At 48.8% G+C, this 16,649-nt stretch carries 14 protein-coding genes; 6 read left to right on the forward strand and 8 right to left on the reverse strand.

Going from position 1 to position 16,649, the window contains the following annotated elements; all coding sequences use genetic code 11:
• Positions 1–6 precede the first annotated feature (6 nt).
• From ACN0YN_RS03095 to ACN0YN_RS03105, 3 genes are all read left to right on the forward strand, one after another.
• A complete protein-coding gene (locus ACN0YN_RS03095; RefSeq protein ID WP_417383514.1) occupies positions 7–1,929 on the forward strand; it encodes a peptide-binding protein in 1,923 nt (640 codons plus the stop codon).
• Positions 1,930–2,038: 109 nt separating this feature from the next.
• Positions 2,039–3,025, forward strand: a complete 987-nt coding sequence (locus ACN0YN_RS03100) for an ABC transporter permease (RefSeq protein ID WP_417383515.1) — start codon at positions 2,039–2,041, stop codon at positions 3,023–3,025.
• Between the two features lie 61 nt (positions 3,026–3,086).
• Positions 3,087–4,196: an ABC transporter permease gene (locus tag ACN0YN_RS03105; RefSeq protein WP_417383516.1), complete on the forward strand. Its 1,110-nt coding sequence runs from the start codon at positions 3,087–3,089 to the stop codon at positions 4,194–4,196.
• A gap of 3 nt (positions 4,197–4,199) precedes the next feature.
• Here the strand turns inward: ACN0YN_RS03105 and ACN0YN_RS03110 are convergent, their stop codons facing one another.
• The 3 genes from ACN0YN_RS03110 to ACN0YN_RS03120 all read right to left on the reverse strand — a co-directional run bounded on the left by ACN0YN_RS03110 (position 4,200) and on the right by ACN0YN_RS03120 (position 8,665).
• Positions 4,200–6,524, reverse strand: coding sequence for a transglutaminase TgpA family protein (locus ACN0YN_RS03110; protein ID WP_417383517.1), 2,325 nt, complete (start codon positions 6,522–6,524; stop codon positions 4,200–4,202).
• A 32-nt stretch (positions 6,525–6,556) separates the two neighbouring features.
• Positions 6,557–7,969, reverse strand: a complete 1,413-nt coding sequence (locus ACN0YN_RS03115) for a DUF58 domain-containing protein (RefSeq protein ID WP_417383518.1) — start codon at positions 7,967–7,969, stop codon at positions 6,557–6,559.
• 156 nt (positions 7,970–8,125) lie between these two features.
• Positions 8,126–8,665: a peptide chain release factor family protein gene (locus ACN0YN_RS03120; protein WP_417383519.1), complete on the reverse strand. Its 540-nt coding sequence runs from the start codon at positions 8,663–8,665 to the stop codon at positions 8,126–8,128.
• A gap of 329 nt (positions 8,666–8,994) precedes the next feature.
• Between ACN0YN_RS03120 and ACN0YN_RS03125 the strand changes: the two genes are divergently transcribed.
• Positions 8,995–9,516, forward strand: a complete 522-nt coding sequence (locus ACN0YN_RS03125; RefSeq protein ID WP_417383520.1) for a hypothetical protein — start codon at positions 8,995–8,997, stop codon at positions 9,514–9,516.
• Between the two features lie 16 nt (positions 9,517–9,532).
• Here the strand turns inward: ACN0YN_RS03125 and ACN0YN_RS03130 are convergent, their stop codons facing one another.
• On the reverse strand, positions 9,533–10,918 hold the full coding sequence (locus ACN0YN_RS03130; RefSeq protein ID WP_417383521.1) for a sulfatase: 1,386 nt from the start codon (positions 10,916–10,918) through the stop codon (positions 9,533–9,535).
• Positions 10,919–10,976: 58 nt separating this feature from the next.
• Positions 10,977–11,669 (reverse strand): phospholipase D-like domain-containing protein, encoded by a 693-nt coding sequence (locus ACN0YN_RS03135; RefSeq protein ID WP_417383522.1) that lies wholly within the window; start codon positions 11,667–11,669, stop codon positions 10,977–10,979.
• Between the two features lie 116 nt (positions 11,670–11,785).
• Between ACN0YN_RS03135 and ACN0YN_RS03140 the strand changes: the two genes are divergently transcribed.
• Entirely contained in the window at positions 11,786–12,685 is a 900-nt protein-coding gene (locus ACN0YN_RS03140; protein ID WP_417383523.1) for a TIGR01777 family oxidoreductase, read from the forward strand.
• Positions 12,686–12,694: 9 nt separating this feature from the next.
• Here ACN0YN_RS03140 and miaB read toward each other — a convergent pair whose 3' ends face one another.
• From miaB to efp, 3 genes are all read right to left on the reverse strand, one after another.
• Positions 12,695–14,227: a tRNA (N6-isopentenyl adenosine(37)-C2)-methylthiotransferase MiaB gene (gene miaB, locus ACN0YN_RS03145; RefSeq protein WP_417383524.1), complete on the reverse strand. Its 1,533-nt coding sequence runs from the start codon at positions 14,225–14,227 to the stop codon at positions 12,695–12,697.
• A 90-nt stretch (positions 14,228–14,317) separates the two neighbouring features.
• A complete protein-coding gene (locus ACN0YN_RS03150) occupies positions 14,318–14,536 on the reverse strand; it encodes a hypothetical protein (RefSeq protein WP_417383525.1) in 219 nt (72 codons plus the stop codon).
• Positions 14,537–14,806: 270 nt separating this feature from the next.
• Positions 14,807–15,379: an elongation factor P gene (efp, locus tag ACN0YN_RS03155; RefSeq protein WP_417383526.1), complete on the reverse strand. Its 573-nt coding sequence runs from the start codon at positions 15,377–15,379 to the stop codon at positions 14,807–14,809.
• Positions 15,380–15,571: 192 nt separating this feature from the next.
• Between efp and epmB the strand changes: the two genes are divergently transcribed.
• The gene (gene epmB / locus ACN0YN_RS03160) at positions 15,572–16,618 is read left to right on the forward strand and encodes an EF-P beta-lysylation protein EpmB (RefSeq protein ID WP_417383527.1); all 1,047 of its coding nucleotides are present in this window, start codon (positions 15,572–15,574) and stop codon (positions 16,616–16,618) included.
• The last annotated feature ends 31 nt before the right edge of the window (positions 16,619–16,649 follow it).

A 16,649-nucleotide genomic window follows, 5' to 3' on the forward strand; every position in this document is an offset into this window, starting at 1 on the left:
ATATCCATGCATCAATATCCCCGCTTTAATCTGTTCTTCCTGTCCCTCTTCCTGATGTTTGCCCTGACAGGCTGTCCCGGCCCTGCCACTGAGGAGGCCGAAGAAACTGAAAAAGAATCAGAACCGAAAGAAGTTCTGCTGGAGCCATACGATGCTCCGAAACTCGCCGACTTAGATGCAGAGGTGGAATGGGAAGATCAGCCTGTGCTGGACAGTCTGGAGCTTCTGCGGGAACGACAGAGTAATGAGAAACCTCTGGTCAGCGTAGATGAGGCGCTCAAGCTGAAAAACACGAATCAGGAAATCAATGAAAAAATTCTGAGTGCCCTGGGCAGATTACCCCAAAACGACGAAGAAGTAGACTGGGGGGCAACCATCAATCGACACGTGGGTGCTGACTTAAAAAGCACCAACCCGATCATGGGAAGTTCTGCGGTCGAATTTGAAGTGGGTTCGCTCACCGGTTTTGGCCTGTTCAGCTTTGACTGGAACTTCAAACCATTTGCTGTTTCCGATACGGTGGTCTCCTGGCAATCCAGCAAAGACAAGCTTTACGACAAAGTGGTACTGCGGGACGACCTGACCTGGTCAGACGGCGTTCCCATTACCGCGCATGATATCGTGTTTACATTCAAAACGATCATGAACCCGGAAGTGCCTGTTCCTGCGGTTCGTTCAGGAACAGACCAGATTCGCTGGATTCAAGCTTATGATGACCAGACCCTGGTATTCTTCCATAAAGAGTCGCTGCCAACGAACGTCTGGAATCTGAACTTTCCAATCATCCCCAAGCATATCTATGAAAAAGAACTCGAATCAGATCCGACTCTACAGGACAGCCCCTATCATGTGAAATTTGAAAATGAACCTGTCACCGGGGGGCCATACCAGATTGAGAAACGGGAACGAGGACAGGAAATCCTGCTCAAACGTCGTGAAAGCTGGTACATGCAGGACGGCAAGCAGGTCCGCACAAAACCGTACTTTGAACGGGTAAGGCTGCGAATCATTGAAGATCCCAATACTGCTCTGCTTGCATTGAAGAATGGCAAGATCGACGAGATGGCGCTCAATCCTGAGCTGTGGAAAACCCAGACCGAAGATGATGATTTCTACAAGACCTGCACCAAAGCGAACGGTCTGGAATGGGTCTACTTCTATTTTGGCTGGAACTGTGAAACGCTGTTCTTCAAAGATAAAGAAGTACGCCAGGCGATGTCCTACGCTTTCAATCATAAAGAAATGCTGGATGAGCTCTGTTACGGGCTCTATCAGCCTTGTACCGGCATTTATCATGAGACGGCCTGGATGTCTCCCAAACCGATGAGCAAACCCTACACGCAGAATCTGGCAAAAGCGGAAAAGCTGCTGGATGACGCGGGTTGGATTGACCACGATGGTGACGGCATCCGTGATAAAGAGTTTGATGGCAAGGTCATCCCGTTCCGTTTCAGTATTATGACATCCAGTCAGCCGCTGTCTCTCTCGATCTGTACCCTGCTGAAAGAGAATCTGGCCCAGATCGGGGTTATCTGTGAAGTCAAACCAACCGAATTCACCGTAATGCAGGATAAGGCACGGAACCATCAGTTTCAGGCCATGTTTGGCGGTTGGGGAACAGGAACCGACCCGGACACTTCCATCAACCTCTGGAAAACCGAAGCCGCTCGAAACTATGTTAATTACTCCAACCCCGAAGTGGACAAGCTTTTCGAAGAAGGACGCCGTGAATTTGATGTCGATAAAAGAGCAAAAATCTACGGCAAAATTCACGAGCTGCTTTACGAAGATCAGCCTTATACCTGGCTCTACTTCCGCAACTCCTTCTATGGTTTTAACAAAGATCTGAGAGGCTATGTATTCAGCCCGCGCGGTCCTTATGGTTATGGCCCGGGCTTTTCCAGTCTCTGGAAACCTGTTGAAAAATAGGCTGTCATCCTCTCACCAGAATGATCAACAGGCATTTCTGTTCTTATGCAGAAATGCCTGACGGGTCTCGGGAAATCTGCTGTTACTCATTTCGGATTGATTGTAAAGCATGTTCAGCTATCTCGTGCGAAGGTTATTCATCGGGTTAATTACCCTGTTGTTGATCACCTTCATCATTTTTGGTCTGATCAGAAACATGCCGGGATCACCGATCTCTGTCAATATGGCCATGATCGACCCGGGGAAAGAACTGAATCCTGCCGATATTGAACGCATGCGAAAAGCGTATGGTCTGGATAAACCCTGGCCGGAAGCATATGTGCTCTGGGTGCGTAACGTATGCCGCCTGGATCTGGGACGTTCCATTTCCCGTAAGCAGCCCGTCACCCGACTGATTCATGAACGCATCGGGCCGACGCTGATATTATCGGTAACGTCCCTGTTTCTGACTTATCTGCTGGCGATTCCATTTGGTCTGTATTCCTCTGCACGACAGGGAAAACTGGATGAGCGTACGTTGGGCACGATCCTGTATATGCTTTATTCCTTTCCCAGTTTTGTCGCGGCGCTGTTTCTACAGATCTATTTAGCCAACAAACTGGGCTGGCTCCCCTTATATGGTATGAAAAGCGACAATTATTCTACGATGAGCAGCAGCCAGCAGGTCTGGGATATTTTTCGGCACGCTCTGATGCCAGTCATCTGTTACACCTACGGCAGCCTGGCGTATTACAGTCGTTTTATCAGAGCCAATATGCATGAAGTACTGCGTCAGGATTACATTCGCACCGCACGTGCGAAAGGTCTGGGGCCAATCAACGTACTGGTCAAGCACGCCTTCCGCAATACCTTTATCCCACTGGTGACTTTAATTGGATTAACCCTTCCTTCGTTGCTGGGGGGCTCGGTAATTATCGAGCGGATCTTCAGCTGGCCGGGAATGGGGCAATTATACTTTGAGTCGATTCTGGAACGAGACTATCCCACGATCATGGGACTGACATTAATGTTTTCGATTCTCACGCTGGCGGGTCAATTGCTGGCGGACATCTTTTATGCATTAGCAGATCCCCGGGTCAAGATTTCAGATCACTGATATTATTGAGTTGGGATTCCACGTGTTTATTGCAGATTTTTTTTGAATCATTTAAGTCACTATGCAAGAACAAACAGAAAATAAAACAGCTGCTGCAGAGGAGCTGAAACCCGTTAAAAAGTCCCCCAGCTTCTGGGCCGAAACCTGGCAGCGTTTCAAGGGACGTAAAATGGCAATGATGGCCTTGATCTACATCGGTTTTCTCTGCTTCGTCGCCATTTTTGCCCCTGCGATTGCCGGTACAAAACCGATCATCTGTAAATACAAAGGGCATATCTATTTTCCAGCGATGGGATACTTCCGGAGACAATGGGAGAATCCCATTTTTTATAAAGACCGCTTCCGTAACCGCTATCCGGAGAACCTCAAACAGAAAGATCCGGACAGCTGGGCAATCTGGCCACTCGTGTATCAGGACCCGTATCGCCGCGTCTATGATGATGAGTGGAAAGGTCGCCCCGGAAACCCGACACAGGACAATGGAGCTCCCAGCCTGCGTAACTGGTTTGGCACAGATCAGCGTGGCGTTGACGTTTTTGCTCAGATGGTGCATGGCACTACGATTGCGCTGCTGGTGGGTTTTGTTTCCATGGGAATCGCCGGCGTGATTGGCATTGTGATTGGTGCATTAGCCGGGTTTTATGGAAAGTGGATCGACATGGGCCTCAGTCGACTGATTGAGGTTGTAATGTGTATCCCGACGCTGATTTTAATTCTCGCCATCATTGCTATTATCGAATCTCCAACCATCTGGCATATGATGGCCATTATCGGGCTGACCGGCTGGACCGGGATCGCTCGGCTTGCACGGGCGGAATTTATGAGACTGCGTGAAAGCGACTTTGTGTTGGCTGCTAAAACAACAGGGGTCGGGCAATTTCGCATTATCTTCCGTTATATTCTGCCGAACTCTCTAGCGCCTGTTCTGGTACCGATCACGTTCGGTATTGCAGCCGCGATCCTGATTGAAAGCGGACTCAGCTTTCTGGGCTTTGGTGCACCACCGCCTAACCCCAGTTGGGGAACGCTGCTTAACCTGGGCCGACAGAACCTGCAGATGTGGTGGCTGATTTTCTTCCCCGGGATGGCAATCTTCCTGGCAGTTCTGGCTTATAACCTGATTGGGGAAGGCCTGCAGGAAGCATCCGATCCACGTTTGCGGGACGCCTGATTCTCACGCTTTGTGTTGTTCGAGCTGCTCAGTTCTGGTCAGAGCAATCTCCAGTTCTGTAAGCTTCTGCTGCAGCTCTTCAGTCTGCTGTGCATTCAGTGGATGATCGCCGTAACGTACCTGATAAAACAACTGTGTAAACAGATCAGGGGTTCCGTCCAGGTGTGCCTGTGAGAGCTCCCTTCTCAAATCCGTTTTCACATGATTTGTGAATTCTTTCTGAGTTTCCACCGGGTTACGCACCAGTCCCCGGTTTGCCAGCAATGCCTGAAATTTTTCATAAAAAGCGACATTTCCAGCCCGTAACTGTCGCGCCTGCTCTCCCTGATCCTGAAACAGTTTTCTGAACAGCCTGACAGAAACACCCCACAGCCATTTCAATCCAAAGAATAGTCCTGCAATAATGAAAACGGCAGCGGCCCCCTCCCAGCTGAACCAGCGTCGCGGGGAAGACAGGAAGCTCTTAATCGAACGGACCACGCCAACCACTGTTTCCCGAAAGTCATACAGTCGATTCTTTAATCGCTTGCCGGCACGAAGCATCGGGTCGTAGAAGGCTGACTTCTGGCGCTGAAACGAAACTCCAATCACATAATCGGACCAGAATTGCGTGAGGGTATTTGAGATACCTTTCCAACTGCTCAAAGATGCTGCATTTTGGGCAACACTTTCAGCACGTTCCAGACTGGGGGTGGCATCCATTGTCTGCCAGCGGCCATCAACAAAAGCTTCAACCCAGGAATGGGCATAGCGCTGCTGAACTTCAAACTGATTGGATAAGTATTTCTGATCGCCTCCCTTAAAACCACTTATTACTCGTGAGGGAATATCAATGGCGCGTAACATTAAAGCCAAAGCAGAGGCGTAATATTCACAGTGCCCCGATTTGCGATTGAAGAGAAAATCTTCCACGGGATCAATTTCCGGATCCTGAATCGACATATTTAATGTGTAGCTGAACTCTCCGGAATCACGAAGATACGATTCGATAAAGCGCGCTTTTTCCAGATTGGTTTTTAATTCAGGGTGATTTGCAATCAGTTTCTTCGTGAAGGCAATCAGTCGTTTCAAATCGTCTTCTGGCAATTCAGTATAAAGTGTTTCATTATCGAGTTGATCCATTACGATATTTTCAGTCTGTTCTTTTGCGGTGAAGACGTTGTATCTGGTCTCGCCTTCGCCCTCAGGAGGCTGTGTCTGACGAATCTCCAGTGTCTCCAGGTTCAAACTGTTTTCCGTTTTGCTCAACATATCCATGCCGACAAAGGGCTGCATGATAAACAGAACTTCGGTCCCAATAGAATCTAATACCATTTCCTGCCTGTAAAGCTGCTTGTTGTCCAGTTCTTTGGAGTTATACAGCCTCCAGCGTGACCGTCGCCGAATTTTACTCCAGCTCCCGTTTTTGTAACTTGAAAGTACTGCCCCGCGAAACAACGGTTCGTCCATACCAAAACGGGCTGCAAACTCTTCGACGGACACGGGCTCGTCAGTTTCATTATCGAATATCGAAAGCTGCAGTACCCGTTCGGAACTTTCCAGAATCTCTCCCATCTCTCCCAACTGAACTTTTTCTGTGAACCCGACCAGCGGTTTGTCGCCTGACTCCAATGAGTCATTATCAAACATTGCGCGGTTCACCCATAGACGCGGAATCAACAAGAAAAAGCACATGGAAATCAGCAAGGCGCTGATAAAGTACCCCATACAGGAACCAAAGAATTCTATGGACAACCATTGCCTGGAGAGATCAGATTGAATGCCACCGCGAACAAAACTCTTCTGGTTAAATGGAGAGCCACCGGGATCTTGTGCGACAATGGAAGATTTCGGGAAAGGGGAAGACGAATCGTACAGCAGGAAAGAATTCCGCGTTCGATGCAGCGAGAAGACGGAAAGCGTCCAGATTGAGAGGAACAGGTATATCACGAGCATGAAGCCATAATAACCAGATTCAGTCAGCACAGCCCCGACAGCGATTTGTAGAAACCCCAGCGCGCATAACCACCAGTACTGCGTGTCACTTTTTTTCTGCAGGAGGATAATCCAGGTCAGATAAACCAGGAAATGCGCCCCGGAGAGTAACCGGCCTTCAATATTGGAAGTAAATTCCGCACACACAACCAGGAAGGCCAGCAGCCCCAGAATATTTGCCCAGAGGGGACTGAGGCTGAACTTTTCCCAGCGGTCTGTAAAAAACAGCGTGATCAGACCAAGTGGGATTGTCATCAGTTGTGGAAACACTCCCCCCTCAGCCATCATAAACATGATGCTGGACAAGGCCACCAGCAGATATACGCTGATCTGAAATGTGAGAGTTAAATTCACCTGTCACGCTCTCGTAAATAAAATTGTTACTATCAGTCCGTTTCCAGTACCAGCCAGCGACCGAGAATTTCCGGATCGGCCTCAATTGTTTTACAGGCACCGGGGATCTCTTTTCCCCGGGATCCCATCAGAGAACTGAAACTGAATCGATTCGACGAGCTGTCTTCTTCCCGCGTCGTCACGAGAACTGTTCGGGAGCGAACGGACGCAGATTCGGAGACAATTTTGGCAAATTCTCCTAACCCGGATTGTTTACCGGGATCCAGCGTCGCCAGAAAATCCAACAGATATTCCAGCCCCTGTGAACCAATGCCAACCTCTAATACTTCCAGTGAGGTTGCCTGTGAAACGAGTGTCAATTTTGTATCCCGGCTGCTTCTGAGGTGTTCGCGACACAACGTACCGACAAAAGAAACGGCCCACTCAACACGTTCCCGCTGTGTCTGCGTTGCATTTCCCGGCAGCCATAAATCCAGGCCAATCACCAGATCATAATTTCGATTCTGGTGGTACTCCTGAACCATCAACTCGCCCTGCCGCGCGGAACTGCGCCAGTGAATGGCGCGCTGGCTGTCTCCGGTTCGATACTCGCGAATATGGTTGAACTCGTCATCAAAGACACCTCGACGGCTGCGGTTCTGTTGAGCCATCTCGGCGATTGAAAAAAAGTCTTCTGCCCAGTTTGAACTGAGTCGGCCAATCTGGGGATGTACGATGATTTCGTTTTGTTCGTTAAAGACGGCCCCTCGTTTGACCAGCCCGAGTGGATAACGGGTTGCGACGTGAAGTGGGCCAAACTGATAAATTCCCCGGTGCATCAGTTTGACATAATAATGCGCAGAGAGTTTCTGATGCGGTCCAACACGGCGAAAGATCACGGAGGCTTCGAGGTTTTCATTGTGATTTTTGAAGGTATCGTTGACTTCCATCAGGTAGGCGGCAATGAACCGTTTATCATTCTCCAGCAGGATTTCGACCGTGAATGTCTCGCCGACCATCACCCGTTGAGGGATGATACGTTTCAACTGAATGTTCTTGAGCATGCTGTAGGTAATCCAGCCGTTCAACACGAAAGGACCGGTCATCATGGCGAAGACCAGCATCAGCATATTTTCTCGCGACAGAACTGAACCGACAAACAGAACGGTCATCATCAAAAGGTAGACCACACCATCGCGGGGCAGTGAAACACGATTTCTCCCGATCCGCTTTACCTGAAAGCGCTCCAGATCAGGGAAGATGACCAGCATTACGTTTGACAGGCCCCATAAGAATAATCCCGCACTGGCAAATCTCAGGATCAGGGGAAGGTTGTGGTGTATTTCTTTCAGAGTCAGTGGAAACTGAAAGGTATAGGTAAAGATAAAGATTCCCACCAGCATTAAAATCAGCCAGGGGCGCCACAAACTTCTTTTGTGCCAGAACTCGTGCAGATTATTAATCATGTGTGGTCAACACTGTGGAATGCCCGGAAAAACTGGTGATTTTACAAGAAAGACTTGCCTCTTGATTCATTTATTCTAGCAGCAACCAGAGAAAGATCTACGCTGAAATCAGGAGTTCCAGAAGGTTTACGATCCCTGTTACTACCAAGGATACTTTTATTTCAGGGGATGCAGACCCGCTTCAAGCCGATGCTGATTCAGCAGAGCGAATGCACGTGGTTCTTTCTTCAAAAACTTGATCAGCTGGGACGAAGAACAATTCAGAAATTCACTGCTGGATTTCACATCGAAGCGATAGTACGTAATGGTATCGAGGGCTTCGGCTAACAGTGCGGGAAACTCATCATGCTCAGAATTCACTTTCAGTGTGCCATTCGTGATTCTGCGCTGCCAGAGTAAGGATGGTGACTCTGCGATTTCTGAGAGACGGTATCCTAATGCCAGATTCACCCGTAAGCGAAACAAGGCAATCGAGCGGTTGCGTCCCTGCTGACGTCGTTCTGAAGCTTCTCCCGTAATACGGGTGGGAAGATGTTTGATGACAACACCGGTTTCGACTTTATTTCGATGCTGACCTCCTGGACCGGATCTCCGGACATGCTCAATCTGACAATCTTTCAATAGTAATTCCAGATTATAGCATGCGGGATGCGTTTTACCAGAAAGTTCATGTTCCGAGTTAATCGACGCCATCATTGGTCACACTCACTTGTATTTGTGATGAAATCACCTCGCTTTGTAATTTCACCGGTCATTCAAATTTTATCGTTTGATTTTAGTTGCTAAAAGAAAGCGGGAGTTGTTTCAGCGTGCTTCACAGATCAGCAGTCAAGGATTATGATGCACATGTAATCTGTTATTATAGGCTGCTTTACATTGATTTCGCCAGCCTGTATTCAGGTATATATTATTTCGATTCTCAGGCCTGTCTGGTTGAAAACAGGGAATTGTGATTCGTGTGTACTGTGGAAATGAATCATGTCCCGTTTTCTGCAAGCCTGCCTCTAGAATGATCAGGTATCAATATGCGATCCATTCTCAGTCCGTCTCATTCAAACCGCTGGCTGATGGGAGTTCTGTTCAGCGTTTGTGTCCTGGTTACGGGATGTGGTAAAGCACATGACCCTAACAGTAAAGAAGCGACAGAGTATGTACTCAAACTGGGGGGAACCGTGATTCCGGTGCACAGCGAACTCCCCATCGATACGACGGCAAAAATTCCTGAAGGAAAATTTGCCGTCCGGGAAATCGATCTGACCAATGCCAAATTGAGAAATCTCGATCTGGCAAAACTCTCGAACTTGCCTTATCTGGAATCACTGAACCTGCATCGCACGAATCTGACCGATAAAGGACTGGCAGCAATCACTGATTTACCGAAACTGAAATCACTGGAAATAGCATATACACGCGTGACTGATGAGGAAATCAGTAAGCTGACTCGATTCCCGCGCCTGCAGAAAATCTTTCTTTATGGAACACCTGCAAAACCACAAACGCTGGAAGACCTGAAATCAAATCTGCCTGGATGCACCATCTATAAATAACAATGATGCCGCTTTTTTAATCTTTTGAATAGGGCGTAAGCGGTTTTTGCCAGGGAACACTTCCATACCTCTGGATCTCTGCCCTTAACAACACTGTGAGCTGATTGAATTTCTGACGATTACTCTCGGCAAGATTTTTCTCTTCCAGGGGATCGGTTTTCAGGTCATACAGTTCGAGTGGCTCGAAGGGGCTGTTCTGCAGAAGTTTCCATTGTCCACTACGGACTGCTTCAATCGTTTTGCCACCATAGCGATTACCGCCTTCGCGTCGTCGAAAGAACCAGTGTGCGCGTAACGGCTGCTGCTGTTTTCCCTGCAGGGTCGGCAGAAAGCTGACGGCATCCAGACCTGCAGGAACAGTGATACCACTTGCTTCACATACCGTAGGAAAAATATCCATACTCATCGCCATGAATTTTGTGTCAGATTGTGGTGCAATATGATTTTTCCAGACGACTCCCGTGGGAACTTTTAAACCACCTTCGTACATACTCTGTTTGCCATCACGCAGCGCTCCATTATTGGCCCCCGCGCTTAACTGTCCGCCGTTATCAGAACTGAAGACAATCAGCGTATTGTCACTCAAACCGGTTTCATCCAGTGTCTGAACGACTTTCCCGATTCCTGCATCCAGATGTTCTATTAATGCGACCAGTTTGGCCCGGTTGTCATCGATGCCTGCTTCACGTTGTTTTACCTTGTCCAACCAGTCCTGCGGGGGCTGAATGGGAGTATGCGGTGCGTTATATGCGAGATACAGAAAGAAGGGGCTTTCTGACTTTGCCTGTTCTTTTAAATATTCACAGGTCCAGTCCGTAAACAGATCTGTGGCGTGCCCCTGGGGGTCGACGGTTTTCTGATTATGCCGCATGTAATTTACGTTGTGCCGACGGTGCTGGTAGTAATCATCCATCATATCACCCAGGAACCCTCTAAAGAGATCAAAGCCCCGTTCGTTGGGTGTGTTTGGTGTTTCCAGACCCAGGTGCCATTTCCCGATAATGGCAGTCTGATAGCCCGCTTTTTGAAAGACATCAGCCAGAGTGACCGCCGACGGTTTGAGATAACCCCAGCTGTTTTCGGGGTGAGTACGAATCACACCTGGAACTCCTACCAGATCCTGATAGTGCCCCGTTAATAAAGCGGCCCGCGTGGGAGAACAGACAGGGCAGTTCGCATAAAAATTGCTGAACTTCATCCCCCGGTTCAGCAGCTCGTCGATATGGGGTGACTTTAAATCGGTGGCACCATAGCTGCTTAAATCTCCATAGCCCAGATCATCCACCAGGATCACCAGTATATTGGGTCGATTTGTTTGCGTGGAATTTGCCCACACGAAAGAATGAGTAAACAGTGCGAGCAAAACGAAGAATAAAATACACAACGGATTGAATCGTTTCATGTTGAGTTCCACTTTCCGATTGAGGGGTTGCAGGATTTCGTTTTTTCTTCTTTGGCTATTAAACGAGGTACTCATTCCAGAGTTTTTCAAATTCCGATTCAAAACGGATTAGAAGTTGAGGATCATTGGTGATCACCAGGTTTTCCGAATTATTGTAAGAGGCACTGCGCGTCCAGTTATAGCTGCCCGTTAAAACGAACTCGGAATCAAACAGGGCAAATTTATGATGCATGTGATATTCGGTCTGGTCGATTCTAACGGAGATTCCCGCGCTCTTCAGGCGTTCGATGTCAGATCCGCGATCAAACGATTTATCATTATCCGTAATAATCCGAATCTGGACCCGGCGTTGGTGCGCATCCAGAATGGCATCGGAGACCCGATCATCTGTGATGGTAAAAACGCAGATATCAATGTTTTTTCTGGCAGAAGAGATCAGTCGGCAGATGCGATGCGAGCAGTCGTCATGCGGACTGAATAATGCTTCCGAACTGAGTGTCGCTTCTTTTGTGTTGGCATTCGCCAGGATTTTCATCAGATCTTCCAGCCAGGAAAGTGCCTGTATATCAGAAGCACCTGCCGGTTTATTTTCGCGAAAGATCTGAAAGGCTTCATTGCGAATCAGCGACAAATTATGATCGGTGAGGCTGATATGCGAAAAAATCTGATTCAACGCGGAACGTTCACTGCGCGTCATCTGAAAATCTTCAAACGTCTGCTGTAACATATTCCGAATTTGTGAGCGGTCCATATCGGAGAGCTGCCTATAATGGATAAGAGGGATCGTCGAACGGCAGACATTGATTCCGTACGATGTCTGGCTTAATTTATACTAACGTCAACACTCTCCATGGAAAAGACACTCGAATGAAACTGTTGATTTCAGGCAGCTCCGGACTAGTTGGTTCACACTTATGCCAGACACTGGACGCTGACCCTGCATACGAAACGGTACGACTGGTTCGAAAGCAATCTTCAGAAAAGCAGGGGACCACCGTTTTGTGGCAGCCGACCAGTGACTGTATGGACCTGAGTCTTTTTGCCGGTGTGGATGCTGTGATTCACCTGGGTGGCGTGAATATCGCTGACAAACGCTGGTCACCTGAAATTAAACAGAAAATCTATAACAGCCGAGTGCAGTCAACCAGTCTGCTGGCAAATTCCCTGGCGCAACTGGAACAGCCTCCTGCGACTTTTATCTGCGCGTCGGCAATTGGCTATTATGGAGAACGCGGCGGTGAACGTCTTGATGAGAGCAGTCCGCGTGGTGACGGTTTTCTGACAGATGTCTGTTCCGCCTGGGAGTCAGCCACACAACCTGCCCGGGATGCGGGAATTCGCGTAGTCAACACGCGGTTTGGCATGATCCTCGACAAGGAGGGTGGGGCACTGGGCCAAATGTTGACGCCCTTCAAATTCGGTGTGGGCGGAAAACTGGGAAGCGGATCTCAATACTGGAGCTGGATTGCCTTACCAGACGTCGTGCAGGCGATTCTGTTCTGCCTGCAGCATACTGAAATTCAGGGGCCCGTAAACTTCGTTGCTCCCGATGAAGTCACCAATCTGGAATTCACCAAAACCCTGGGAAAGGTCCTTGGCCGACCAACCTGTCTGCCGGTTCCCGCGTGGGCCATTAAAACGATCTTTGGTGAAATGGGACAGGAACTGATGCTGTGCAGTGCACGTGTCACGCCAAAAAAACTGCAGGCAGCGGGATATGAATTCGCATATCCCAAGCTAGAAGAGGCATTTCGCGGGCTATTATAGCTGGTAGAATTACTGCAGAATCGGTAATGATGAACCAGGATTATGCTGGTACTCTTTCGTGACAATACCGCCGATCAGAGTCGTCGGAGTCACATCGAAGATTTCTACCGTTGCCAGGGAGCCTGCTAACCGCGGGTTACCGTCGAAGACCACGATGCGATCGCAATTAGAACGACCAACCAGCTGCTCTGCCAGCGATTCCTCAATTGCTTTCTGGGCGGACTTACTGGGGCCTTCCACCAGAACTTCCACCTGCTTGCCAATGAATGTTTCATTGTCTTCTTCGCTGATCTGGTTCTGCACATCCAGCATTTCGTTATTGCGACGTTTTTTGACTTCATCGGGGATTTCATCTTTGAACCGTTCTGCGGCTTTGGTTCCCGGACGTTCGCTATATTTGAAAATGAAACTGTTCTTGAACCGAAACTCGCGAATCGATTCCAGACTGCGTTGATGCGATTCTTCCGTTTCGCCTGGATGGCCGACAATAAAGTCGCTGGAGACAGAGCAACCGGGAAGAATCTCGTTTACCCGCTGCATCATCTCCCGGTAATCTTCTACGGTGTAGCCTCGTTTCATCACTTTCAGCACATCATTGCAGCCATGCTGCAGCGGAACATGCAGATAACGGGTTGCTTTCGGCAGATCCCGAATGGCTTCCAGCAGGTCAGTCGTCATGTCTTTGGGATAACTGGTCACAAACTTGATCCGGCTGATCCCTTCCACGTCGTGAATCAGGTACAGCAGATCAGATAGACGAAATAGCTTGCCATCTTCAGTATGTTTGTAGCTGTTGACGGTCTGCCCCAATAGCGTGACTTCTTTGACCCCCTGATCTGCGAGGACTCTGACTTCAGAGAGGATCTCGCGCGGGGAACGGCTCTGCTCGGGACCGCGGGTTGAAGGCACAACGCAGTAAGAACAGAATTTGTCGCAACCAATCATAATCCGCACGAATGCCTGGTATGGCGAAGGACGCATTTCCGGATCACGCAGGGGATCATAACTCTGAAAACTGTTGGTGATTTCCGCCAGCTTCCCATCCTTGCGGCCCAGTCCAACTGCCAGCTCGCGACTGCGAATATTCTGACTGTGATTGACACGCGCTTTATCGATCAGGCTGGAAACCTGCGCCAGTTGCCCGGTTCCCACAACGAAATCGACCTGGGGGGCTTTTTGAAAAATCAGCTTCTGATCTTTCTGAGCCATACAGCCCATGACCCCGATGACTTTTTTGGGATTTTTGCGGGCACCGTAACGGAGTCTGCCTAATGAACTGTAAATCTTGTGTTCTGCATGTTCGCGGACGCTGCAGGTGTTGAACAGAATGGTTTCCGCTTCTTTGACATTCTGAGTCAGTTCATAACCACGCTTCCGCAGATCAGCCACGACGAGTTCGCTGTCCAGCATATTCATCTGGCAGCCAACCGTTTCGATATAGAGTTTATGGTTGTGATCTTTCACCACTTCTGGCTGGCTTTCAGCGGTTTCAGCCGGCGCGTGTTCGGAATTCGATTCACAGGTTTGATCAACGTGAGACATGGACTGCTTTTACTACTGGTTAAATTAATGGGTCGACGTTCGTGCCATAAACGAAATGACTGGCGTTTCCTGAATCAGTGACGCCAGTATTCAAGCTGCGGAAGCTTTTTTGTCTGCGGGATTTCGTTCCGTCGGGAGCTCAGAGGGATTGCTCTCTGTCGCCTGAGTCCCTGGTTGAGAGAGTTCCTGGGTATATTCAATCGCCAGTTGCTGGACAACCACTTTCTTATGATGCGTCATCAGGGAAGCCAACGACTTCAATGCTAAAAGTGTTGCGACGACATACAAAACCAGATTCCAGACGTCCATGTCAATCCTCCTTGAGATCCATGGTGGCGTTCAATGCAAATTACTTAAGACTCTACTTCATCACTCCCTTAAACTCTTCGCTCATTTACTGATACGAAGAAGATTCAGCTATTTTTGGCGACGCTAGTGAATATTTCAATATCATTTCTGCCCGATTCATGAAACCTACGCAAAAGAATCATAAATTCTAAGCATTTAGAGACTGTTCTGGCCGGATTTCTTTATTTTCCAGCCAGAACTCTGCTGTTTCACTCAGTTTCTGATGCATGCTCAGTCGCGAATACGTTCAATGTAGGCACCGGTTGCGGTATCCACTTTGATTTTTTCGCCGACGTTGATGAATGCGGGAACCTGTACCGTTGCTCCGGTTTCAATTGTAGCCGGTTTGGTCACGTTAGTTGCTGTATTTCCCTTGGCAGCAGGTTCTGTATAAGTCACTTCCACAACAACCTGCTGAGGAGGATCCATACCAATCAGCTGATCATTCCAGAACAACAGATTACAGATAGCACCATCCAGCAGATAGTCGGCTGCGTTTCCACAGACTGATTCTTCAATCGTGTATTGTTCATAAGTATCATTATCCATGAAGTGCAGGCCAGTCGCATCTTTATACATGTACTGTCCATCACCCTTACGAACATCGGCCTGTTCGAGGCTTTCACCACCACTTTTATAGGTCCGGTCGAGGATCGTGCCTTTCAGCAGATTCCGCAGTTTCGTGCGATACAAGGCCTGGCCTTTGCCCGGTTTGACGAAGTTGACTTCAATCATTTCATAAGGATCACCGTCAACGATCACTTTGATACCCTTGCGAAAATCGCCTGTACTGATTTGTGGCATCTCTTAATTTCTCTGGCAATAAAAGTGTTGTGAAAAGGTCATTTGAGTTTTGTTTCCAAGGGCGAGAGAATAACATATCTTCGAACCGTTGCAAACGGAGAGCAGCCGAAATGTCATTCAATTTCTGCTGCCTGACGATACACCGCTCCTCTCGGAATTTATGAGACTTCTTACTGGGTTACGCACTCGACAATGGCAACTTCTCTTTCAGAAACGACCTGGCAAAAATCGCTTGCCCAGGCCATCCGTGATCCACAGGAGCTGATTTCCAGACTGAATCTGCCCCAGGAGCTACTTGAACCGGCCCAAAGAAGTGCCCATTTGTTCCCGCTTATGGTGCCGATCAGTTATTTAAATCGTATCGAGCCCGGCAATCTCGACGATCCGCTCTTGAAGCAAATACTGCCCGTTGATCTGGAAACTGTTGATGTCCCCGGGTTTGAGGCAGATGCAGTGGGAGATTTAAACGTACGGGCCACGCCGGGAATCCTGCAGAAATACCATGGCAGGGCATTGCTGATGGTCAGCGGTGCCTGTGCGATCCACTGCCGCTATTGTTTCCGCAGACACTATCCCTACGGCGACGAACCCCGTACTCTAGCGGAATGGGAACCGGTCTGGCAGTCGCTGCATGCAGACTCCTCAATTCAGGAAATCATCTTGAGCGGCGGTGACCCACTCCTGCTCACAGATCTTCGCCTGAATGATCTCTGTGAACGAATCGCTGCGATTCCGCATGTAAAACGACTCCGCATTCACAGTCGACTGCCGGTGGTCTTACCGGATCGAATCCACGCCGGTTTGCTGGAAATGTTACAGGGTCTGACAGAGCAGGGCACGATGCCCTGGATGGTAATTCATGCGAATCATCCCCATGAAATTGCTCCAGATGTAGAAAACGCGATCAGGCAGATGCTGCAGGCCGGCATCCCGGTCCTGAACCAGTCCGTTTTACTGAAAGGGGTGAATGACACAGCGGAAACTCTGATTGAATTGTCAGAAAAACTGGTCAATCTGGGTGTCATTCCTTACTACCTGCATCAGCTCGATCGAGTGACCGGTGCCGCGCATTTTGAAGTGCCCGAAGAGCAGGGGCGGAAGTTCATTGAAACCATGCGGACCCGTTTGCCTGGCTATGCGGTCCCCCAGTATGTCCGCGAGATCTCCGGAGAACCGCACAAGACGTCGCTGCTGGGTGAAACTATGAAAGAAGGTCGAGCCGGTGGTGGTATTCTTTAACGCGTGGTAAACATAGTTTATTGAACCTTGT

Origin of the sequence: Gimesia sp., assembly GCF_048260065.1 — a bacterium.
Taxonomy (GTDB): domain Bacteria; phylum Planctomycetota; class Planctomycetia; order Planctomycetales; family Planctomycetaceae; genus Gimesia.